The following is a 22,351-nucleotide window of genomic DNA, read 5'->3' on the forward strand; positions in this document are numbered from 1 at the left end:
GAAGGCGAATGAAAACGTTGTGTCGTTAAACAGACAGAATAACGAAATGAACGTACGGCGGTGATGGCGGAATCCCTGTGGTTAACCCCACGAGGATTCCGCCTGTCACTGATTAAGGCTGGCTGGCAGACTCGACTGATGCCGTTAGCTGGCTTTCATCCTGGTCAACCGCGAAGCAGGCTATCTGTTGGTCGCCATACTGCTTGAGTTGGGGCTGCAGCTGGACACAGGTGCCAAAACGACGCCGGCAGCGGGCATTGAATGCGCAGCCGGGCGGTGGATTCAGCGGGCTGGGGAGTTCCCCGGTCAGCTTAATACGTTCACGACGCTCATCAGGATTGAGCCGCGGCGTGGCAGAAAGTAGGGCCTGGGTGTAAGGATGACGTGGATTGGCAAAAATCGCCTCTTTGCTGCCCTTTTCCACGCAGCGCCCCAGGTACATCACCATCACGTCATCTGCGATATGCTCGACCACGGATAAATCGTGAGAAATGAACACATAGGACAGCCCCATCTCTTGCTGCAGATCCATCATCAGATTAAGCACCTGTGCCCGTACGGACACGTCCAGTGCTGAAACCGGCTCGTCAGCAATCAGCACGTCTGGCTCAAGCATCAGGCCACGGGCAATGGCAATACGCTGACGTTGGCCACCCGAAAACATATGGGGATAACGATCGTAATGCTCGGTTTTCAATCCTACCTTTGCCATCATCTCCAGCGTTTTCTCGCGACGTTCCGCTTTACTGAGTGAAGTATTGATAACCAGCGGCTCTTCCAGGATCTGGCTGACTTTTTTGCGTGGATTCAGAGAACCATACGGATTCTGAAAGACGATCTGAATCTTCTGCCGACGCAGCTTCTGGGCGTGGGGATCGTGTTTTAACAAATCCTGACCGTGCCAGTAAAGCTGACCTTCTGTTGGCGTTTCAATCATGGTGAGTAAACGGCCCAGTGTGGATTTACCGCAGCCAGACTCTCCGACAACCGCCAGCGTTTTACCGCGCTCCAGATTAAAAGAGACGCCATCCAGCGCTTTAACCAGGCGTTCCTGACCAAACAATCCTTTCTTCACCGGATAGTGTTTTTTCAGGTCGATAGCCTGCAGCAGATACTCGTGCTTTGTATTATCAGGACTCATAAGTTGGTCTCCCGGCATCGTCCAGCGGATAGTGACATTTGGACTGACGTCCCGGAATCGTCCGCAGTTCAGGTTCTTCTTTACGGCAGCGGTCATTGGCATAAGGGCAGCGCGGATTAAGCAGGCAGCCTGACGGACGATCGTATTTTCCAGGCACGACACCGGGTAATGAGGCCAGCCGTGCTTTGTCCGCCGCGAATTCCGGTAACGCCCTGAGCAGTGCCTGGGTGTAAGGATGACGCGGCGCTTTAAAGATATCCGTCGCTTTGCCACTTTCCACAACCTGCCCGGCGTACATCACAATAATGTGGTGTGCGGCTTCCGCTACCAGCGCCAGATCGTGAGTAATCAGGATCAGCGCCATGTTTTCCTGCCTTTGCAGATCCAGCAACAACTCAATGATCTGTGCCTGAATTGTGACGTCCAGCGCGGTTGTGGGTTCGTCAGCAATCAGCAGCTTTGGACGACAGGCGATAGCCATGGCGATCATCACGCGCTGGCTCATCCCGCCCGAAAGCTGATGAGGATAAACATCCAGACGCGAAGCGGGGTCGGGAATCCCCACCTGATTCAGGAGGTCAATTGCCCGCTGGCGGCGGGTGCTTTTATTACCGCCCTGATGCACCTTGATGGCTTCCATGATCTGGTAGCCCACGGTATAGCAGGGATTCAGGCTGGTCATCGGGTCCTGAAAAATCATTGCAACTTCGGCGCCCACTAACTGACGACGTTCTTTTTCAGAAATCCGCTTCAGATCGCGTTGATTGAACTCGAGTTTTTCCGCCATGACTTTTCCGGGAAAATCGATCAATCCCATGATGGCCAGAGAACTCACGGATTTACCCGAGCCGGATTCGCCAACAATGCCCACCACCTGGCCTTGCTCAACCTGGTAGCTAATGCGATCAACTGCGCGGAACGGTGCCTTATCGTCGCCGAAATGCACCGATAATTTATCTACATTTAATAATGCCATCTCGGTGCCTCTTTACTGCTTGAGTTTCGGGTCGAGGGCATCACGCAAACCATCGCCCATCAGGTTAAATGCCAGCACGGTAAGCAGAATGACTAATCCAGGGAACGTCACCACCCACCAGGCACTTTGCGCATACTGTAAGACGTCGGAGAGCATGGTGCCCCACTCCGGCGTTGGCGGCTGCGCACCCATTCCGAGAAAGCCCAACGCCGCCATATCGAGAATGGCGTTGGAAAAGCCTAATGAAGCCTGAACGATCAACGGTGCCAGACAGTTAGGTAAAATGTTGACGAACATCTGACGCAACATGCCTGCCCCCGCTACACCGGAAGCCGTCACATAGTCCCGGTTCACTTCAACCAGCACCGCTGCGCGCGTCAGACGGATATAGTGGGGAAGCGCGACAAACGTTAGCGCAATGGACGCATTAACAATCGACGGGCCAAAAATGGCGACCAGCACCAGCGCCAACAGCAGGCTGGGCAAAGCCAGCATAATATCGACCAGGCGCATAATGGTGGCATCGACCGCCCCGCCGATATACCCGGCCAGCAAACCAAAAATGACACCAAAAATCAGCGACAGTACGACCACCATACAGCCAACCAGCAATGACAGGCGGGCGCCATACATCAGACGCGACAAAATATCGCGACCCACGTCGTCAGTGCCAAGGATATAGCTCCAGCTTCCGCCTTCCTGCCAGACAGGCGGATGCAGCAGAGCGTCACGGAACTGCTCCGCCGGCCCGTGCGGCGCCAGGACGTCAGCAAAGATGGCGATCAACAGCATTAACACGATATAAACCAGGCCCGTTACTGCGCCTTTATTACGTTTAAAATAGTGCCAGAATTCCTGAATCGGGGTCATCGGCTTGGGTGCAACATTTACGCTTGCGGGATCAACAACAGACATGATGCCCCCTTATTTCTTGTGGCGTATGCGCGGATTCACCACGCCATACAGCAGATCAACCAGCAGGTTGACCAGGATGATCAGAATAGCCGTCAGTAACACACCGCCCTGCACAACGGGATAGTCACGGCGTTGCAGCGCTTCGATTAACCAACGGCCAAGGCCCGGCCAGGAAAAAATGGTTTCAGTCAGGATTGCGCCTGCCAGCAGCGTACCGACCTGCAGGCCGATAACGGTGACAACCGGCAACATCGCATTACGCAGCGCGTGAATGACAATGACGCGCATACGCGTCAGGCCTTTCGCACGCGCCGTACGGATATAGTCTTCCCCCAGCACTTCCAGCATGGAAGAACGCGTCATACGTACGATGACCGCCAGCGGAATCGTACCCAGCACGATAGCGGGCAGAATCATGTGCATGACCGCATCTTTGAAGTCGCCAGGCTCACCCCAGATTAACGTATCGATCAGCATGAAACCGGTGAGCGGATGGCTGTCATCCAGGAACACGGTATCTGCAACACGTCCGGAAACGGGCGTGAGATTAAGCTGAACAGATACCAGCATAATCAGCATGATGCCCCACCAGAAAATCGGCATTGAGTATCCGGTCAGTGAAATGCCCACCGCGGTATGATCAAACACCGAGCCACGTTTCACCGCAGCCATGACGCCGACCGGGATCCCTACGCATACGGCAAACATCATGGCGCAGATGCCCAGCTCAAGTGTGGCTTTAAAGCGCGGAACGAATTCGGTCCACACAGGAATGCGGCTTTTCAGTGAAATGCCTAAATCCCCATGCAGAACGCCATAGATATAGTGCAGATACTGCTTCCACAGGGGTTGATCGAGCCCCATCATCGCCATCAATTCAGCATGGCGCTCAGGGGAAATACCGCGCTCGCCTGCCATGATAAGCACCGGATCGCCCGGAATCATGTGCACAAACGCGAAGGTCAATAATGTAATACCGATGAACGTTGGGATGACAAGCCCCAGACGCCGGAGTATGAACTGCAGCATAGGCGTAATTCTCAGTCGTTTTCCCCTGGCCCTGGCCAGAGATAACATTGCTCATTAACCGCACCCGGCGACAGCCGGACGCGACGCAAGAAGCGCTTCTTTAATAAAAGTAATTAGCCGGAAAAAAAGAGCAGGCAACAGGCGATCGGTGGCGATCGCCTGAGGGCCGGAAAAACCGGCCCTTACTGCAATAATCCGAAAGGTTATTCCTGAATATCGACGGTTTCGAAGTGATGTTTACCTAATGGATCAACCACATAGCCGGTGACTTTCTTACTCACAGGCTCATAAACGGTTGAGTGCGCAATGATCAGTGCAGGCGCCTGATCGTGCATCACTACCTGAGCTTGCTTGTAATATTCAATACGCTTGTTGTGATCGGATTCTGCACGGGCTGGCTGGATCAGATCTTCAAACGGCTTGTAACACCAGCGGGAGTAGTTAGAACCGTCTTTGGCCGCCGCACAGCTGAACAACGTCGCGAAGAAGTTATCTGGATCCCCATTATCACCGGTCCAGCCCATCATCACAGTTTGGTGTTCGCCCGCTTTGGCGCGTTTCAGGTACTCGCCCCACTCATAGGTCACGATTTTGGCTTTAACGCCGATTTTGGCCCAGTCAGACTGAATCATCTCAGCCATGCGGCGTGCGTTCGGGTTATATGGACGCTGAACCGGCATCGCCCACAGGTCGATTGAGAAACCGTCAGCCATACCAGCTTCTTTCAGCAGGGCTTTAGCTTTCTCCGGATCGTAGGCGTAATCTTTAACGTCGTTGTTGTAGCCCCACATTGTCGGTGGGATCAGGTTTTTCGCTGGCTGGCCCGCGCCCTGATATACCGCATCAATGATGGCTTGTTTGTTAACCGCCATGGTCAGTGCCTGACGCACTTTCACGTTATCCAGCGGCTTCTTCTCAGTATTAAACGACAGATAACCGACGTTCAGACCAGGCTGTTCCATCAGATTAATTTTGCTATCTTTTTTCATGCTGGCGATATCAGCCGGGTTCGGATAAGGCATGATCTGACATTCGCCTTTCTGCAACTTGGCGTAGCGCACTGAGGCATCTGGAGTGATTGAGAAAACCAGCCGATCGATTTTTGGCTTGGTTCCCCAGTAATCCGGGTTAGCTTTATACAGAATACGCGAGTCTTTCTGGTACTGCTGGAGCACAAATGGGCCCGTGCCAACCGGGTTCAGGTCAACTTTCTCTGGCGTACCGGCTTTCAGCATGTTGTCGGCATATTCTTTAGACATGATGGAAGCAAAATCCATCCCCAGGTCAGCCAGGAAAGGCGCTTCAGGACGCGTCAGCACGAAGCGTACGGTATGATCGTCCACTTTTTCGATTTTGCTGATCAGCTTTGGCATATCCATACCTTCAAAGTACTCATAGCTGCCGCCAGAGACGTTGTGGTACTTGTTGTTTTTATCTAACTGACGCTCAAAAGAGAACACCACGTCATCAGCGTTTAACTCACGCGTAGGTTTGAAATCTTTCGTCGTCTGCCATTTCACGCCGTTGCGTAAATGGAAGGTATAGGTTTTACCATCAGCACTGACGTCCCACTTTTCGGCCAGGCCCGGCACCAGTTCGGTCGTACCGGTTTTGAACTCAACCAGGCGATTATAGATAGGTACAGAACTGGCATCATAGGTTGTACCCGAGGTAAAGAGCTGCGGGTTAAACCCTTCCGGAGAACCTTCCGAACAATAAACCAGGGTTTTTGCCTGAACACCTGCGGCTACGGTCATGGCGACGAGGCTCAGACCGACCTTCAGCATCCTGGATTTGGCCAGGGAGTTGATCATGCTTTTGCTCCATTGTGATGTGTTGTTGTGTGCATTGCCCGACCTCTGGTTTTTTTATGCGGTTCAGGCGGTCCACCCTGCGGGTGTGATAAGAGTGAGATAGTTTGTTTGGATAATCCTGATTGATAAGCACCCATCAGAAAAATCTGTATCTGCACTGTTATTGACGCATCAATTTGTCAACAGTTGCAAAGAACGTCAATACAACGGTTACTTATTTACACAGAGTGTGAGGAATAGCAAGCAACGATAAAAAAAACCCATACAGACGCAATGCCATATAATGCACAGCGGCATGGGTTTATATGCCATGTATTCTGCTACACAGGTCATAAATGAGCAGTGATTTGCGCTAAAAAAAAACAGACATCATTTAGCGCCAAATGTTGGATATCTGAACGATTTACTGTGCGTTATGACGTTCACACAGCGAAAAATGCTGTTAACTTTGGGTTGAAAATGACCAATTTGCCATTTTGTGGCATAACCAAAACTTATCTTTTATCCCTCTGTAACCCTCTGATGAGAAGGCCTGCATAGCGATGAGACAATAAAACAGGCTGTCTGGAGCAGAAATTGATTTCAAGGAGGAATTATGGCGGTCCCGAAAAAAGTTTGACATGAGATATTCTAATAACCGAGGCGGGGCAATAGCGTCTGGCAGAGGTGTTATTTATGCCTGTGAGAAACGGCCTCCTTTTATACGAATTGCGCCGGTCAAATTGTGTGCCTGAATCGATTGCGACAGGCCCGGCTCTCCTTGGACCGTTGCGTTCGCAACGTTGTCTCGCTGACGCCCGGCGCGAACCGCCTTCGGCGGTGCTCATCCTCTTTTATTCAGGCGAAAAGAAACCTGTCTTTGCAGACAGGTTTCTTAAATATGGTCGGCGAGAGAGGATTAGGCTTACTGCGTAAGCCCCCTTCGGGCCGTTGCATTCGCAACGTTGTCTCGCTGCGCTCGGCGCAAACCGCCTTCGGCGGTGCTCATCCTCTTTCATTCAGGCGAAAAAAAACCTGTCTTTGCAGACAGGTTTCTTAAATATGGTCGGCGAGAGAGGATTCGAACCTCCGACCCACTGGTCCCAAACCAGTTGCGCTACCAAGCTGCGCTACTCGCCGATGGGGGCGCATGTTACTGCTCCCCCCAGGAAGCGTCAACCGCTTTTTGCGCTTTCCCGCCCAATCGCCTGGAAAGCAGGCGGCCAGCGAGTTTTATGCCTTGCCGCGAAAAATTGCCTTACCGCTATAGCGCTTTTAACGCTGTCCCGGCAGGTGCCTGACACCAGTTATTAGCCTGCTTAATCCCGCCATTTGGCGAGGTGTAACCCAGGCAGCCCATAATGGTATCAAACAGCTCGACATGACGATGGGTTTTGCCGACGCGCTGTTGCGCCTGCAGGCGTTCGAAGTTTTCACGGTTTGTCGGGTCAGCCAGATATTTATCTGACGCCCAGACCATCATAGGAACACGGAACTGCTCCGGCGGTGCCATTTCACGCGGCGTACCATGCAGATGCATATTGTCGCTGATCGATTCGCCATGGTCGGATGCATAAAACACGATCGCTTTTTTATCACGCAGCTGATCCAGAACGCTGTCCAGCATGCTGTCCACATAAAGGACGGAATTATCGTAAGCGTTGATCAGTTGCGCTTTGCTACAGGTTTCATCCACGCCCATGCATTCTGGCTGATAGCGTGCAAAACTGCGCGGATAGCGCTGTGAGTAGAGATAATGTGAGCCCTTGGTGTGCAGGACAACCAGATGCTTACCCTTAGGGTAGCGCTGCAGTGAGGCCTGTAACTCAGGCACCAGCAGCATATCATCTACTGATTTACCCTGGTTACGTGGCTCAGAACCAATCTGCTCGCGGAAAGAGAAATTATTGGCGTTGATGTTATCGTAGAACCAAACCTCACTTTGCATCGCAAACAGCTCAGAAGTGAAGCCCAGTTCTTTCATCACTGCGAACACATTTTGCTCTTTCAGTGTTCGCCCGGGATTGTCCATAGTGCCGCCTTCGCGCACAAACATACAACGCAAAGACAACTTGGTCGCGGTATCACAAGATTCGCCACGAAATGCGACCAGATTTTTCTCTTTAGAGAGTTTAGGGGTGGTGTTTCGCTCATAGCCCAGCAAGCCCATATGATCCCAGCGAGTGGTTTCGCCAATAACAAACACCACATAGGTATCATCTAACCCCGGAGGAGCAACATAAGTATATTTCTGGGCAGGATCCAGGAGTTCCTGATTTTCCAGCGTCTCGTCAATCTTGGTCCAGGTAAACAAACCCAGCGCGGCCAGCCAGTTAGAGGGGAGATATGAGTGCGCGACAATTCCGCCATAGCTTGGCAGATCGACGTTGGTCACTTCCTCATTCGCCTTTTGCAACTTGTCGAAGTAACGGATGGGTAACCACACGAGCGCAACGCAGGCCAGCATAATCAAAGTGGGTTTCAGGCGCTGTCCTGGCGTACGTAACTGCTCATTGAGCGTCATACTAAGGTTGTTGCGCCAAATCATGAACAGTGGCAGCGCGCTGACCAGCACCATCCACAGGATAAAGTGATAACCCACCACCTCTTTTGACAAATCGGTATCTGTCGTCATGACTGAGGCGACGATTCCGTAGCCAATGACCACATTGAAAAAGGCCATATAATAGCCAGCAGCAACAGAGATCAGGACAATCAGGGTGGCCAGTATCCGATAGAACCATTTTCCGCCTAGCGATAACAACCGCATCAGGAAAAACGTCAGCAGCACGATAGCGACGACCTCGGTAAATGCGGTCAGCCAGTTTGTCACGGTTGATCGGGTCAGAAAGCCATCAAATCGGCGATAAAAGATTGGTAAATTCAAAAAGATACCGAGATACAGAGCCAGCAAGAGCGACAGCTTTTGCTGTGTTAATGATTTTATGTAATTCATGAAAAATGGTGTTTCCCCGGAGCGAAGCGCTTAACTAAACGTTAATCTGACTGCCATATTTCGGCAGAGTTCGCGAATTAAGCGGGCCGGATAAATAAGAAGAGTATTCTGAACGTTTTTAGACGTCATAATGCGAAGTGGCACAGTTAACCATGCGGCAACAAATTAGACCAGAAAATATTCCCGGACAGGACGTTTCAAAAACGTCACTCAGAAAGGCGCAGAGAGAAAAAAGGGCCTGTATTCAGGCCCTTAAGCGTTTAGCGAATGATATTCAGCGTGACATCAATGTTGTTGCGTGTGGCATTTGAATAGGGACAAACGATATGAGCCGCATCAACCAGTTTCTGCGCTTCGGCTTCGTCCATTTCAGGCAGGTGAATATTCAGCGTTGCTTCAATACCGAAACCATTGGGGATAGGGCCAATACCCACTTCGCCTTCAATCCATGCATCTTTTGGCATCGCAATTTTGTCACGGCCAGCAACGAACTTCATTGCGCCCAGGAAGCAAGCTGAATATCCCGCGGCAAAAAGCTGCTCCGGGTTAGTGACTTCGCCACCTGCACCGCCCATCTCTTTCGGTACACCCAGTTTCACATCCAGAACGCCGTCAGATGAAGTTGCACGACCATCACGACCACCGGTAGCCTTAGCTTTTGCACGATAAACCACTTGTTCTAAAGACATATCTGCTCTCCATTACACTATTTAATCGCTCGCGACTTATCAATAAGCACCGAGCTGCGAAGTTTGACTCGTTTCTACATCCAGATTAAAAATTTAGCGCGGCACCATGAGTTTGTCACGTAACTGGTTCAACTGCAGTTTGAGCGAATTCATTTCATCTTCGCTGCAGTCAGATGCACACTGAATCTCATCAGGAATGCTTTCAGCCTGCTGGCGCAGCGAACGCCCTGCATCCGTTAAACTCACGACGACCTGACGTTCATCCTGACGGGAACGCTGGCGATTAAGTAAGCCCGCATTTTCCAGCCGTTTCAGCAGCGGCGTCAGCGTTGCAGAATCCAGAAAGAGGCGTTCACCAATTTCTGATACGGTCAGTGAATCCTGTTGCCACAGTACTAGCATCACCAGATATTGCGGATAGGTAATATCCATCTGTGTGAGCAACTTACGGTATACTTTATGCATCGCCAGGTTGGCGGAATAAAGTGCAAAACAAAGTTGCTGATCGAGCAACAGTGGCGCAGCTTTCACTTTTTTGTCATCTTGATTACTGTTCATAGACGCAATATAAATAGCGCGCTAGTTAATTGCAAGCAATTTATGAAGTGAGGTTGTGCATGCAGGATTCTCTGGAAGAACGGGCGCGTCGCTATGCCACACAAGCCCATGCCGAAACGGGTCAACGACGCAAATATACCGATGAGCCCTACATCGTGCATCCCGCTGCCGTTGTGGAACTGGTCAGAAGCATTACAGATAATCCTGTGATGCTGGCCGCCGCCTGGCTGCATGATACCGTGGAAGATACGGCGACCACCCTCAATGATATCCAGACGCATTTTGGTGACGAGGTCGCGAAGCTGGTTGAGATGCTGACCAACACGGCACCACAGAGTGCAAAGAACCGTGCGGCACGTAAAGTGGCCGATTTTCGCCATACGGCTCAGGCCAGCCCAGAGGCACAAACGATAAAGCTGGCTGACATTATTGACAATACACGTTCAATTGTTCGTTTCGATCCCCATTTCGCCCGTGTTTATCTGATTGAAAAAAGGGTGCAAATTCAATTACTCAGACAGGGCAACACAGAACTCTGGCGTCAGGCTTCTGCCAATATTGAAAATGGCATTGCGCAACTGGCTGAGGCTCCCTATAACGTGCCCGAAAAGTGGTTTGTGAAGCAAGCCGCGAAATACGGTGGGTTGAGCTAAAACCCGCCGCTGCATGCGGTCGCCTTTGAAGTAAACTGCACAGGGTAAGCCAGTCATCAGGAACCGATTATATGGCTTACAGGTTTACAGGTTTACAGGTTTACAGGTTTACAGGTTTACAGGTTTACAGGTTTACAGGCTTACAGGCTTACAGGCTTACAGGCTTACAGGAAACGATAAGCCCGACCTGGGGATCCCCAATCGATTACGATCAGCACGGCTTTCTCTTTTACAGCGATCAGAGAGGGCATATGAATGTGTAGAAAAAATCGGGTTTTTAAAAAGTAATTAGCAAGCAGGGAAGCTGTCAAAAAAATGTATTTTTAAAATAAAAAATAAATAACTATTAAGACAGAAAGAAGGTTTCATGTGATATCAGTCACGATAACTAAACGTAATGCTAGACATAAAGAATTAATATAATAGGGTGGCACTATGTTTAATGAGAGTTGAAATATTATGATCATCTTAAACAGCAGCAGCGTAATATCCAAATGGTTTAATATTGATAATGTTATTGTCAATCACCTGCCTTAACGTCTTCTTTTTACAATCGCCCATCTCTTTCGACTGACAAGGTCGTAATTTATCGGGCGCATTTTCACTCATTCAGACTTTAAAAACCCTGCATTATGGGTGCGATCCGTTTACTTGCGCAAAACTGGCTATTGAAAACGCGATGCAACATACAATGCAGTCACGTTTCTTATCGGCTGAAATAGTATAAAACATTTGCCCGGGTTTTTAATTCACTCATTAAAAAACCTACGGCATCGGCACGTCTGAATAAAAGGACATGATGATGAATAACTTTAGACACTTACCTGAGCCATTCCGTATTCGTGTTATTGAACCCGTCAAACGCACTACACGAGAGCATCGTGATGCAGCGATGATAAAAGCCGGAATGAATCCATTCTTGCTGGATAGCGAAGATGTTTTTATTGATCTTCTCACCGATAGCGGAACCGGCGCCGTTACGCAAAATATGCAGGCTGCTATGATGCGAGGCGATGAATCTTACAGTGGCAGCCGCAGTTATTACGCGTTAGCGGAAGCGGTAAAAGCTATTTTTGGTTATGCCTATACTATTCCAACACATCAGGGCCGTGGCGCAGAACAAATTTATATTCCGGTATTAATAAAAAAACGGGAGCAAGAAAAAGGTCTGGACAGAACAAAAATGGTGGCCTTCTCGAACTACTTTTTTGATACCACACAGGGCCACAGCCAGATAAATGGCTGTACCGTGCGGAATGTTTATATCAAAGAGGCTTTCGATACGGCGGTTCGCCATGACTTCAAAGGCGACTTTGATCTTGAGCGCCTGGAGAAAGGCATCCAGGATGTCGGCGCGGAGAATGTGCCCTATATTGTTGCCACTATTACCTGCAATTCCGCCGGCGGGCAGCCCGTGTCGCTGGCAAACTTAAAAGCCATGTACCAGATTGCAAAAAAATATGACATTCCGGTGGTCATGGATTCAGCCCGCTTTGCTGAAAACGCGTACTTTATTCAGCAGCGGGAAAAAGCGTACAAAAACTGGACAATCGAAGCGATTACCCGGGAAAGCTATAAATATGCTGACATGCTGGCCATGTCGGCAAAAAAAGATGCGATGGTCCCCATGGGTGGCTTGTTGTCTTTCAAAGATGACAGCTTCTTTGATGTGTACACCGACTGCAGAACACTTTGCGTTGTTCAGGAAGGATTCCCCACCTATGGTGGGTTAGAAGGCGGCGCAATGGAACGCCTGGCGGTAGGCCTTTATGACGGCATGAATCAAGACTGGCTGGCTTATCGTATCAGTCAAATTCAATACCTGGTTGATGGCCTTGAATCGATTGGTGTGACCTGCCAGCAAGCCGGTGGCCATGCTGCCTTTGTCGATGCCGGAAAATTATTGCCGCACATTCCGGCGCATCAGTTCCCGGCTCAGGCACTCGCCTGCGAGTTATATAAAGTGGCCGGTATCCGGGCAGTCGAGATCGGCTCGTTTTTGCTGGGCCGCGATCCTAAATCAGGAGAACAACTGCCCTGTCCGGCCGAACTGTTGCGGTTAACCGTTCCCAGAGCCACCTACACACAAACGCATATGGACTTCATCATCGAAGCTTTTGAGCATGTGAAAGAGAATGCGAGCAACATAAAAGGATTAGCCTTTACCTATGAGCCTAAGGTTTTGCGCCATTTCACCGCAAAACTTAAAGAGATTTCATAGTCATACCTGTACAGTGAGCAGCTGTTTTGGCCACGGCTGCTCCATTACCCTGCCTGTCAGGCATAAAAATTATAACAACGATAAAAGCGAAGAATATTGTTGAGAGGACACCATGGAAGAAAATACAGATCAGAAACACTCCGCCTTTTGGGGCGTGATGGTTATCGCTGGAACCGTAATCGGTGGGGGGATGTTTGCACTCCCTGTCGATCTTGCGGGCGCGTGGTTCTTCTGGGGCGCTTTCATTTTGATCATCGCCTGGTTTTCCATGCTTCATTCCGGTCTGCTGTTACTGGAAGCTAACCTGAACTATCCAACAGGCTCAAGCTTCAATACATTGACCAAAGATCTGCTGGGCAAAAGATGGAATGTAATAAGCGGTATTACCGTTGCTTTTGTGTTGTATATACTGACTTACGCTTATATCTCCGCTAACGGCGCGATTATTAGCGAAACCCTGTCCATGCATTCCAGCATGACGATACCTTCACGTGTTATCGGCATCGGTACAGCGGTTTTCGTTGCCAGCGTGTTATGGATTAGCTCTCTGGCAGCCAGCAGAATCACCTCGCTCTTTTTGGGTATTAAAATCTTAGCCTTCGTCATTGTTTTTGGCTCTTTATTTTTCAAAGTTGATTTTTCAATCCTTAGCGATGTTAGCGGTATCAGTGAAAGCAATCGTTATTTTCCCTATATATTTATGGCCGTTCCGGTTTGCCTTGCCTCTTTTGGCTTTCACGGTAATATCCCCAGCCTGATCATTTGTTATGGAAAACGAAAAGATAAGCTGGTTAAAAGCATTGTTCTTGGTTCACTGCTGGCGCTGTTTATCTATCTTTTTTGGCTGTATTGCACCATGGGGAATATCCCGCGTGAAAAATTCAAAGAAATCATTTCTTCGGGCGGAAATGTTGACGCGCTGGTGAAGTCTTTTATGGGAACGCATCCTGGCGGCGTCATTGAATTTTTCTTACTGGTTTTTTCTAATCTCGCCGTGGCCAGCTCTTTCTTTGGGGTCACGTTGGGGTTGTTCGACTATCTGGCGGATCTGTTTAAAATCGATAATTCCCACTTTGGACGATTTAAAACGGTGCTGTTAACCTTTCTACCTCCCGGCATCTTATATTTGCTCTTCCCGAATGGTTTTATTTACGGTATCGGTGGCGCAGGATTGTGCGCAACAATCTGGGCAGTTATCGTCCCTGCCCTGCTGGCATTAAAATCGAGAAAACGCTTTCCCGATAAAACATTCACTGTCTGGGGCGGAAAGGTTATTCCGGCGGTGGTCATTTTATTTGGTGTTATCGTCATCATCTGCTGGTTTGGCAATGTTCTTAACATCTTGCCAAAGTTTAGCTGACCGACAGGACGGACTGGAAACGGGTTTAACGAAGCCTGTCATCAGGGAGAGGTATTGAACGGCCGGTCACTCACGTGACCGGCGCCAACAAAAGCCAGGATACGACTTAGTGACTTAATCGAGTAACTGACGCCCAAGGTAAGGATTGGCGTGAAGTAATTTCATCAATTTTTGTGCAGTTGCGGAAGGACGCGTACGCTGGGCTTCCCAGCTTTTAACCGAAGAAACGCTAACGCCCATAATCCTGGCAAACTCATCTACCTGCATTCCTGCCATTTCGCGTAAACGCTGTGGCTCTGGCACGGCTGGCTGACGCTGAGTTTGCAGCGCTACAGGGCTGTTATCACGTGTCAAAACAATCTGCTCAAGGCTGCTGAGCAATTCAAACATTGGGTCTTTTAACTCCATAGAGAACTCCTTAAAACTCACTATGAATCACGTGAAAGAAGGTACAAGAACCTGAAATCAGGCTCAGAAACCGGATTAAGCAAGCTGCATCCCTTAAGAGTTTGTTTTTATTGTAAGAAAACCCTTATGGGACACAGCCTGACCTGCATTGCTGTTAAACATGTCAACACAATGCCACAAATGCCGGGAGACTAAGTATGGATAGATACCTGACAATTTGCAGCGCAAATTAGACATTTTTTTTAACTTTACAATTCTGAAAAATGGTTAAGCAACTTAACCTTTTGAAGCGATTGGTTTTGTTACCACAGCGTCTGTCAACAGCGCTGGTCGCGTTTTCTTTATGGCCGGCAATCAGGTGATGAACTGGCCAGGATAACCGCACCGGCTCTGTGAGTTGATTGCAAAATATGCGCCAGACTTTCATTTTTTGAACACATACTGGCTGGAGAGTGCTGTCAGCCATCACGCCTTTCTTGCTGCCAAAATAAAAAAACACTTGCCAGCCCTGACGTAGGTGGCGCCGGAAGCGCTGAAAAGGGACTCAGCTTTATCATCGAAGGACAACATGACGTTTTAATTATAGTGAACACGATAATTTGTGCGATTCGTGCCAGTGATTGCGTTCATGCAGGCGTTTGCACCACTTTAATGCAGACGAACAATTTTAGGGCAACTCGTTAATGGACGTTTAACGTTAACGATTCAGATGGAACATCTGTGTCGCTCGAAACATAAGATGGAGTTAATTATTTATGACCTATACTTACGGATCCGTTAGCTTCCCTTCGCGCGGGCTCGTTATCGGTGCAAAAAAGCCTGAGTCGCGGATGCGCTGGCCTTCTTTTCTGACACCATAAGCCTGTAACATCATCTTAAACACGCTTAAGGCAAACTTTCTTACAGGTTATGGCCTTACATCGCGCTTTCGCATTGTGTGGCCGTTATCCTTTGTTCTATTCTTTAGGCCACTGCTTATCCGGACATCAGCCAGTTTTACCGACAGGAGTTGAACCCATGGCTTCAGGCATTTCCCGTATCCTGGCACGCAGCGGCATTTTGCTGACTGGCGTGCTTCTTGTGCTGCAACTTACCGCATGTGGTGATAAAGAGGGCGAACAGCGCAAAGCGTTTATCGATTTTCTGCAAAATACCGTTATGCGTAGCGGTGAACATCTACCCAGCCTGAGTGAAAATCAGAAACAAAGTTTTGGTCCTTTCACCGGTGATTACGCCATTCTTTATGGCTTCTCGCAGCAGGCGAACAAAGCTGTGGATCAGGGGATGCGTCCGGTGGTGGATGAACTTTCTGCTATTCATGTGCCGCAGGACTATCTGAGCCGCCACGACTCACTGGCCCAGGCCAACAGCGCGTTGACGGTGGCTACCCAGCAACTGGAAACCGCAAAAATGCAGGCAGATAAAAGTAAAAGCGCGCTTAAGCAAAACGACGACCTGAAAAAAGTCTTCGATACCGCGTATGACAAAGTGGTGACGCAGCCTGCTGGCCAGTTGATCCCATTGCTACCCAAACTGCAGGCACTTAGCCAGGATGCTGTAAAGACAGGTGAGTTTTTGCAGGCTCAGGGAACACGCGTCAGTTTCAATAACGGTGGCGTTCAGTTCCCAACTCAGGAACAGGCGACGCAATATAATGACTTAATGACGAGCTTATCAGCTAATGTGCAAGCGCTGAGCCAGGCTAAAAATGCAGTACAGGGTAATTTGCAATAATCGGCGTGCAGGGGACGGATCATTCACCGCCTAACCTGAGCCACGTGAAATCATGATTCCGCATTCAAACGGGCCTGATCAAAATGTGATCCGGCCCGTTTTTCATTAAATTAAATTGTGATCTTAGTCTCATTTATCAAACAAAGCTCAACGCCATAAATGTGATCGCAATCACTATAAATCGATTTCGATGGCTAAAAATCCGTCGTCTTATCGCCGTAATGGCTCATTTCTGTGATAAAAGTCACTTAATAACCCCCCATCCCCCCGACATAAATGTGACCTAAATCACACTAAGCCTCGTGCACTACGCAGTCCACTATTCGCGTGATAAAGTCCGCCTGCATACAGTAATACTGACGGCTAATCGCCGTAGTGGCTAAACAAAAACAAACGCGCGCTCCTGTTGCAGCGCGTCTCAACAAGGGGTGGGCTTATGTCCTCATCAGTAAAGGTCAAAGTACAAAGCTTTGGTCGCTTTTTGAGTAATATGGTGATGCCTAACATTGGCGCATTTATCGCCTGGGGTATTATCACCGCGCTGTTTATTCCAACAGGATGGATCCCTAACGAAACGCTGGCGAAACTGGTCGCCCCAATGATCACTTACCTGCTGCCACTCCTGATCGGTTATACCGGTGGACGCCTGGTCGGTGGCGATCGCGGTGGGGTGGTTGGCGCAATCACTACGATGGGGGTAATTGTCGGTGCTGATATGCCGATGTTCCTCGGCTCAATGATTGCGGGCCCACTTGGCGGCTGGGCGATCAAATCCTTTGACCGTATGGTTGACGGTAAAATCAAAAGCGGCTTTGAGATGCTGGTGAACAACTTCTCTGCCGGTATTATCGGTATGCTGTTGGCCATGCTGGCTTTTATGGCGATTGGTCCGCTGGTTGAAGGTCTTTCACACATTCTTGCCACGGGCGTTAACCTGATGGTGCAGAACAACCTGCTGCCATTGACGTCAATCTTCGTTGAACCTGCAAAAATCCTGTTCCTGAACAACGCGATTAACCACGGGATTTTCTCACCTCTGGGTATTCAGCAGGCAAGTGAAGCAGGGAAATCAATTTTCTTCCTGATCGAAGCTAACCCGGGTCCGGGGATGGGCGTGCTGATGGCCTATATGTTTTTTGGTCGCGGCAGTGCTAAACAGTCTGCTGGGGGCGCGGCGATCATCCACTTCCTGGGCGGCATTCACGAGATCTACTTCCCTTACGTGCTGATGGCACCACGCCTGCTGCTGGCCGTCATCCTTGGCGGAATGACCGGTGTCTTTACGCTGACCGTACTGCACGGTGGTCTGGTATCGCCTGCTTCACCAGGTTCTATCCTGGCCGTATTAGCCATGACGCCAAAAGGAGCTTACTTTGCCAATATCGCCGCCATCTTTGCTGCATTTGCGGTGTCGTTTGTGATTTCTGCCATTTTGTTGAAGACCAGCAAAGTGAAAGAAGATGACGATATCGAAGCGGCGACGCAGCGTATGCGTGATATGAAAGCGCAGTCAAAAGGTCAGAGTCTGACAGGTGCGCCGGTTGCGAGCGACGCGATGAGCGTAGATCTGGACCATGTGCGTAAAATCATTGTGGCCTGCGATGCAGGTATGGGCTCAAGCGCCATGGGCGCTGGTGTCCTGCGTAAGAAGGTCCATGATGCAGGTCTGAGTAACGTGTCGGTCACCAACAGCGCGATTAATGCCTTACCGGGTGACGTTGATCTGGTGATTACCCATCGCGATCTTACTGAACGAGCCATCCGTCAGGCGCCTCATGCCCAGCACATTTCCTTAAATAACTTCCTGGATAGTGCACTTTATAGCACGCTGACCGAGCGCCTGGTGGCGGCTAATCGCAGTGAAGCTAACCGCGAAGCCGTACAGAAGACGCTGGGTGACAGCTACGATGACAGCCATGCCAACCTGTTTAAACTCGGCCAGAGCAACGTTTTCCTGGGGCTGAGTGCCAGCAATAAAGAGCTGGCGATTCGCTTTGCCGGTGAGCAGTTAGTCAAAGGCGGCTACGTAGAACCCGAATACATTGATGCCATGCTGGCGCGCGAAAAGCTGACGCCAACCTATCTTGGCGAGTCGATTGCTGTGCCGCACGGTACCGTTGAAGCGAAAGACCGTGTACTGAAAACGGGTGTGGTTTTCTGCCAGTACCCTGCCGGCGTTCAGTTTGGCGAGGAACCTGATGAAGTGGCACGTTTGGTGATTGGTATAGCTGCCCGCAATAACGAGCACATTCAGGTGATTACCAGCCTGACGAACGCGCTCGATGATGAGCAGGTCATTGAACAACTGGCACGTACAGAAAGTGTACAGGATGTTCTGGATCTGTTATCAGGCAAACCCGCTGTAGCATAATCGGGTCCGACATTTCCCTGGGGCGGTTGTGCCCGTCCCATTTTTTGGGGGCGGACATGCCCGCCCCATCGTTATTTGATATGGGTCAATTTTATGAAAGCGTTACATTTTGGAGCAGGCAACATCGGTCGTGGTTTTATCGGCAAACTGCTGGCAGATGCCGGTATTGAGCTGATTTTTGCAGATGTGAATCAGGCAGTGCTGGATGCCCTTAATGCACGTCATGAATATCCCGTGCATGTGGTAGGTGAACAGGCCAAAGTTGAAGTGGTTAAGGGCGTTAGCGCCGTGAACAGCACCAGCGACGACATTACTGGACTGATCGCGGATGTCGATCTCGTTACTACTGCCGTTGGTCCGCAAATCCTTGAGCGCATCGCTGCCAGCGTGGCAAAAGGTCTGGCCAAACGCAGTGATAACGGCAATGTTCGGCCGTTAAATATTATCGCCTGTGAAAATATGGTGCGTGGAACCAGCCAGCTTAAGCAGCACGTGCTACAGGCGCTACCTTCTGAATATCATGTCTGGCTCGAACAACACGTCGGCTTTGTGGATTCAGCGGTAGACCGTATTGTTCCCCCTTCTGAAGCAGGCACTCAGGATCCGCTTGAAGTCACGGTGGAAACCTTCAGCGAATGGATTGTGGACAAAACCCAGTTTAAAGGCGAATTGCCCACCATTCCGGGCATGGAACTGACCGATAACCTGATGGCCTTTGTGGAACGTAAACTTTTCACCCTGAATACCGGCCACGCAATTACGGCCTATCTGGGGCAACAGGCGGGGCACCAGACTATTCGCGATGCCATTCTCGATGAGAATATTCGCGCGGTCGTCCAGGGTGCGATGGAAGAAAGTGGCGCGGTACTGATTAGACGCTACGGCTTCGAAGCAGACAAGCATGCTGCTTATATTCAAAAAATTCTTAGCCGCTTTGAAAATCCCTATCTGAAAGATGACGTTGAACGCGTAGGTCGTCAGCCAATCCGCAAGCTGAGCGCAGGCGACCGCCTGATTAAACCGACACTCGGCACGCTGGAATATGGCCTGCCGCATGCCAACCTGGTTCAGGGCATTGCTGCTGCAATGCATTATCATAGCGATCAGGATCCCCAGGCGCAGGAGTTAGCCGCGCTGCTGGCGGAAAAAGGTCCGCAGGCAACCTTAGCGCAGGTTTCAGGACTGGATGCTGAGAGTGAAATAATAAAAGAGGCCGTGAGTGCCTGGCACGCCATGGCATAATAGCCCCATGTTAGCGACCCAGATCGGGGGCAATAAACGGGCCCCCGACAGCAGCACTACACTGATGCAGGCAAGAATGGAAGAAAAGCAGGCTTTTGAAAACCGGGTGCTTGAACGCCTGAACGCTGGACGCTCGGTGAGAAGCTTTTTGTTCGCCGCTGTCGAGTTGTTAGCTGAAGCCGTCAATGTGCTGGTGCTGCAGGTATTCCGTAAAGATGACTACGCGGTGAAATACGCCGTAGAGCCCTTGCTGCTGGGCGACGGTCCGTTAGGTGAGCTCTCCGTCAGGCTCAAGCTGATCTATGGCCTTGGCGTGATTAGTCGGCATGAATATGAAGACTGTGAGTTATTGCTGGCGCTGCGTGAAGAACTCAATCATGACGCGGGTGATTACCGTTTTACTGATGATGAAATTCTGGGACCCTTTGGTGAATTGCACTGCGTGGCGGCCTGGCCCCCCGTTCCCACATTTCATGCTGAAGATGCAGCACTACAGGCGATGCAGCAGCAACGTTATCTGCAGATGGTACGCTCCACTATGGTCCTGTCACTCACCGAACTGATTTCCCGCATTAGTATGAAACAGGCGTTTAAAAAGTCAGTCAGCTAAATCCCACCGGGAGCCTCAAGGCTCCCCTTTTCACGCTAACCACCGAGAATCTACGTTAAATTTGGTGTATCCTTAGCCTGTTTTCCTCAACGAGTTGTTGTCATGAAAGAGCAAGAAAAAAACGAAATTAAACGTCTCAGCGATCAACTTGACGCGCTGAATCGTAAAGAGCCTCAGTTACTCGAATCCGGTGATGCTGAAAAGCTGGGCGCGTTGCTGAAAGAGAAAGAAACGCTGGTAACGGAAATTGAGCGTCTTCGCAGTCAGCGTGACGTTAAGCTGAGCCTGGAAGCGCAAAAACTGCAAAAATTGCCGTTCAGCCGCGAAATTACGAAAAAAGAGCAGGCAAATTTAGGCGCATTGAAGAAAAGCGTGCGCGGCCTGGTGGTGGTGCATCCAATGACCGCGCTGGGACGAGAAATGGGTCTTAGCGTTATGACCGGATTTGCTAAAAACGCCTTTTGATCATGTTTCAGGCGGCGGCCCGATCGCTGTTTTGCTGGCCAGTAGCAGTCCCAACCTGCTCTGCCAGCGTATCCAGCAGCGTATAACGACGGCGGTATTCCGCACGCTTCTTACTGGCAATCTCTTCCAGCGTTTTACGCGGCAGCGCCAGCGGCAGCATAAAGACGCCGTCAGCACGCTCCTTTCCGTTGATCGTCAGCCAGAAATCGCTGTAGCTGGCATGGAATTTATCCTCTTTACTCTGGCGATAACGCAGGCTGCGAAAAACATGCGTTTCATCCCCTACCGCCGCTATTTTCCTGACACCACATTGCTGAGATAAAATAAAGACGACTTCCATCAATAAGCGTTTAGGAAATAAACCATGTGCCGCTTTGGTTGCATCACGAATAACATCATTACTGATACTTTTACGCGGTCCCTGTAAGCCACCGATTAAGAGTGTGCGCGCGTTTTCCTCGTTCAAGATCGTGAATGAAAGTGAGGCTAAGCCTTCTCCCTGATAACGCAAGACTAAGGTTATTTCACCTTCACGATCGTAATAACCTGAGCTACAGGCAATGACAAAATCTTCATCATTTTTACCCTTCAGCCTGGCCAGCACGCTCTCTTCGCCACTTTGTAAAACCTGGCGAAGTTGAAGATTATCCAGGCTGTTCATTAAATGATAATGGTCGAGAATAGCCTGGGCGCGTGCAGCTACACCCATTCCGGCACGCAGATAAGGGCGATGTAACTTCGCGGGTAAGACTCCCTGCACACGCATTAATTGCGAAAACCGGGGTAACTCTGAGAGCTGCTGTAAATAGCGCAATGTGGTCACGGGCGCAATCAGCGTCCTTAAGGCAAATTTAAAACGGAATTGACGGCTTAGCCAACGTTTATTTGGCACGTACTTTCCGCTGACCAATTGAAAAAAAAGAGAGGCATACGAATCAGCAACCGGCTCGTGTGTAGTATAAATAGACATGGCATAAGTTCTTATTAATTTGATAGTGGCGCTGATGATAAAACGAGCCACATCAACGACAGGTTAATGACTCAAATTGTTAAAAACTTACCGGGATAAACTGACGCTTCGTTTAATTCTGGTTTAACTGACTTCGAACGTTGGGCTTTAAAGGTGGGAAGCGGTGCGGGCAGCGCAGCATCAGCTATCGCAATGGCAATGGCAATGGCAATGGCAATGGCAATGGCAATGGCAATGGCAATGGCAATGGCAATGGCAAT

The 22,351-nt window shown here is 49.8% G+C and carries 19 protein-coding genes, 1 tRNA gene and 1 other RNA gene; 9 read left to right on the forward strand and 12 right to left on the reverse strand.

From position 1 onward, the window contains the following. Positions 1–112 precede the first annotated feature (112 nt). From dppF to P9J57_RS20240, 10 genes are all read right to left on the reverse strand, one after another. The gene (gene dppF, locus P9J57_RS20195; protein ID WP_028716126.1) at positions 113–1,141 is read right to left on the reverse strand and encodes a dipeptide ABC transporter ATP-binding subunit DppF; all 1,029 of its coding nucleotides are present in this window, start codon (positions 1,139–1,141) and stop codon (positions 113–115) included. Then, positions 1,131–2,117 carry a dipeptide ABC transporter ATP-binding protein gene (gene dppD, locus P9J57_RS20200; protein ID WP_013024031.1) on the reverse strand — a complete coding sequence of 329 codons (987 nt, stop codon included), beginning with the start codon at positions 2,115–2,117 and terminating at the stop codon, positions 1,131–1,133. Before dppD ends, dppF begins: the two co-directional genes overlap by 11 nt. A gap of 12 nt (positions 2,118–2,129) precedes the next feature. Beyond that, entirely contained in the window at positions 2,130–3,032 is a 903-nt protein-coding gene (gene dppC, locus P9J57_RS20205; RefSeq protein WP_013024030.1) for a dipeptide ABC transporter permease DppC, read from the reverse strand. Between the two features lie 9 nt (positions 3,033–3,041). Beyond that, on the reverse strand, positions 3,042–4,061 hold the full coding sequence (gene dppB, locus P9J57_RS20210) for a dipeptide ABC transporter permease DppB (protein WP_014607013.1): 1,020 nt from the start codon (positions 4,059–4,061) through the stop codon (positions 3,042–3,044). A gap of 203 nt (positions 4,062–4,264) precedes the next feature. Beyond that, positions 4,265–5,875 (reverse strand): dipeptide ABC transporter periplasmic-binding protein DppA, encoded by a 1,611-nt coding sequence (gene dppA, locus P9J57_RS20215; protein ID WP_014594987.1) that lies wholly within the window; start codon positions 5,873–5,875, stop codon positions 4,265–4,267. 881 nt (positions 5,876–6,756) lie between these two features. Further along, a non-coding RNA gene (locus P9J57_RS20220) (RtT sRNA) lies at positions 6,757–6,884 on the reverse strand. A 33-nt stretch (positions 6,885–6,917) separates the two neighbouring features. Beyond that, a tRNA-Pro gene (locus P9J57_RS20225) sits at positions 6,918–6,994 on the reverse strand. Positions 6,995–7,118: 124 nt separating this feature from the next. Continuing rightward, positions 7,119–8,810, reverse strand: a complete 1,692-nt coding sequence (gene eptB / locus P9J57_RS20230; RefSeq protein WP_014594986.1) for a kdo(2)-lipid A phosphoethanolamine 7''-transferase — start codon at positions 8,808–8,810, stop codon at positions 7,119–7,121. Positions 8,811–9,070: 260 nt separating this feature from the next. Continuing rightward, positions 9,071–9,499, reverse strand: a complete 429-nt coding sequence (locus P9J57_RS20235; RefSeq protein ID WP_013024026.1) for an organic hydroperoxide resistance protein — start codon at positions 9,497–9,499, stop codon at positions 9,071–9,073. Positions 9,500–9,592: 93 nt separating this feature from the next. After that, positions 9,593–10,057, reverse strand: coding sequence for a MarR family winged helix-turn-helix transcriptional regulator (locus P9J57_RS20240; protein ID WP_015701311.1), 465 nt, complete (start codon positions 10,055–10,057; stop codon positions 9,593–9,595). Between the two features lie 59 nt (positions 10,058–10,116). On the opposite strand from P9J57_RS20240, the gene P9J57_RS20245 reads away from it, so the two are divergent. The 4 genes from P9J57_RS20245 (at position 10,117) to tnaB (ending at position 14,291) form a co-directional block, all read left to right on the forward strand. Beyond that, positions 10,117–10,710, forward strand: coding sequence for an HD domain-containing protein (locus tag P9J57_RS20245; protein WP_013024024.1), 594 nt, complete (start codon positions 10,117–10,119; stop codon positions 10,708–10,710). Between the two features lie 459 nt (positions 10,711–11,169). Further along, a complete protein-coding gene (gene tnaC, locus P9J57_RS20250; protein WP_104933743.1) occupies positions 11,170–11,247 on the forward strand; it encodes a tryptophanase leader peptide in 78 nt (25 codons plus the stop codon). A 265-nt stretch (positions 11,248–11,512) separates the two neighbouring features. Further along, positions 11,513–12,931 carry a tryptophanase gene (gene tnaA, locus P9J57_RS20255; RefSeq protein WP_029569321.1) on the forward strand — a complete coding sequence of 473 codons (1,419 nt, stop codon included), beginning with the start codon at positions 11,513–11,515 and terminating at the stop codon, positions 12,929–12,931. 112 nt (positions 12,932–13,043) lie between these two features. Next, positions 13,044–14,291 (forward strand): low affinity tryptophan permease TnaB, encoded by a 1,248-nt coding sequence (gene tnaB, locus P9J57_RS20260; RefSeq protein WP_014594984.1) that lies wholly within the window; start codon positions 13,044–13,046, stop codon positions 14,289–14,291. A gap of 114 nt (positions 14,292–14,405) precedes the next feature. On the opposite strand, the gene P9J57_RS20265 is transcribed toward tnaB, so the two are convergent. Further along, positions 14,406–14,699: an HTH-type transcriptional regulator gene (locus P9J57_RS20265; RefSeq protein ID WP_014607017.1), complete on the reverse strand. Its 294-nt coding sequence runs from the start codon at positions 14,697–14,699 to the stop codon at positions 14,406–14,408. A gap of 1,017 nt (positions 14,700–15,716) precedes the next feature. Between P9J57_RS20265 and P9J57_RS20270 the strand changes: the two genes are divergently transcribed. From P9J57_RS20270 to P9J57_RS20290, 5 genes are all read left to right on the forward strand, one after another. After that, positions 15,717–16,433, forward strand: a complete 717-nt coding sequence (locus P9J57_RS20270) for a DUF3053 domain-containing protein (protein ID WP_019106243.1) — start codon at positions 15,717–15,719, stop codon at positions 16,431–16,433. Positions 16,434–16,869: 436 nt separating this feature from the next. Next, the gene (locus P9J57_RS20275) at positions 16,870–18,804 is read left to right on the forward strand and encodes a PTS mannitol transporter subunit IICBA (protein ID WP_483279358.1); all 1,935 of its coding nucleotides are present in this window, start codon (positions 16,870–16,872) and stop codon (positions 18,802–18,804) included. A 93-nt stretch (positions 18,805–18,897) separates the two neighbouring features. Continuing rightward, a complete protein-coding gene (gene mtlD, locus P9J57_RS20280; RefSeq protein WP_019106242.1) occupies positions 18,898–20,046 on the forward strand; it encodes a mannitol-1-phosphate 5-dehydrogenase in 1,149 nt (382 codons plus the stop codon). Positions 20,047–20,053: 7 nt separating this feature from the next. Next, positions 20,054–20,656, forward strand: coding sequence for a mannitol operon repressor MtlR (gene mtlR / locus P9J57_RS20285; RefSeq protein ID WP_014594981.1), 603 nt, complete (start codon positions 20,054–20,056; stop codon positions 20,654–20,656). A 102-nt stretch (positions 20,657–20,758) separates the two neighbouring features. Continuing rightward, positions 20,759–21,121 carry a YibL family ribosome-associated protein gene (locus P9J57_RS20290; RefSeq protein WP_013024016.1) on the forward strand — a complete coding sequence of 121 codons (363 nt, stop codon included), beginning with the start codon at positions 20,759–20,761 and terminating at the stop codon, positions 21,119–21,121. A gap of 7 nt (positions 21,122–21,128) precedes the next feature. On the opposite strand, the gene P9J57_RS20295 is transcribed toward P9J57_RS20290, so the two are convergent. Then, a complete protein-coding gene (locus P9J57_RS20295) occupies positions 21,129–22,091 on the reverse strand; it encodes a VirK/YbjX family protein (RefSeq protein ID WP_014594979.1) in 963 nt (320 codons plus the stop codon). Between the last annotated feature and the right edge of the window lie 260 nt (positions 22,092–22,351).

This window comes from Pantoea sp. nfd-35 (genome assembly GCF_056892255.1).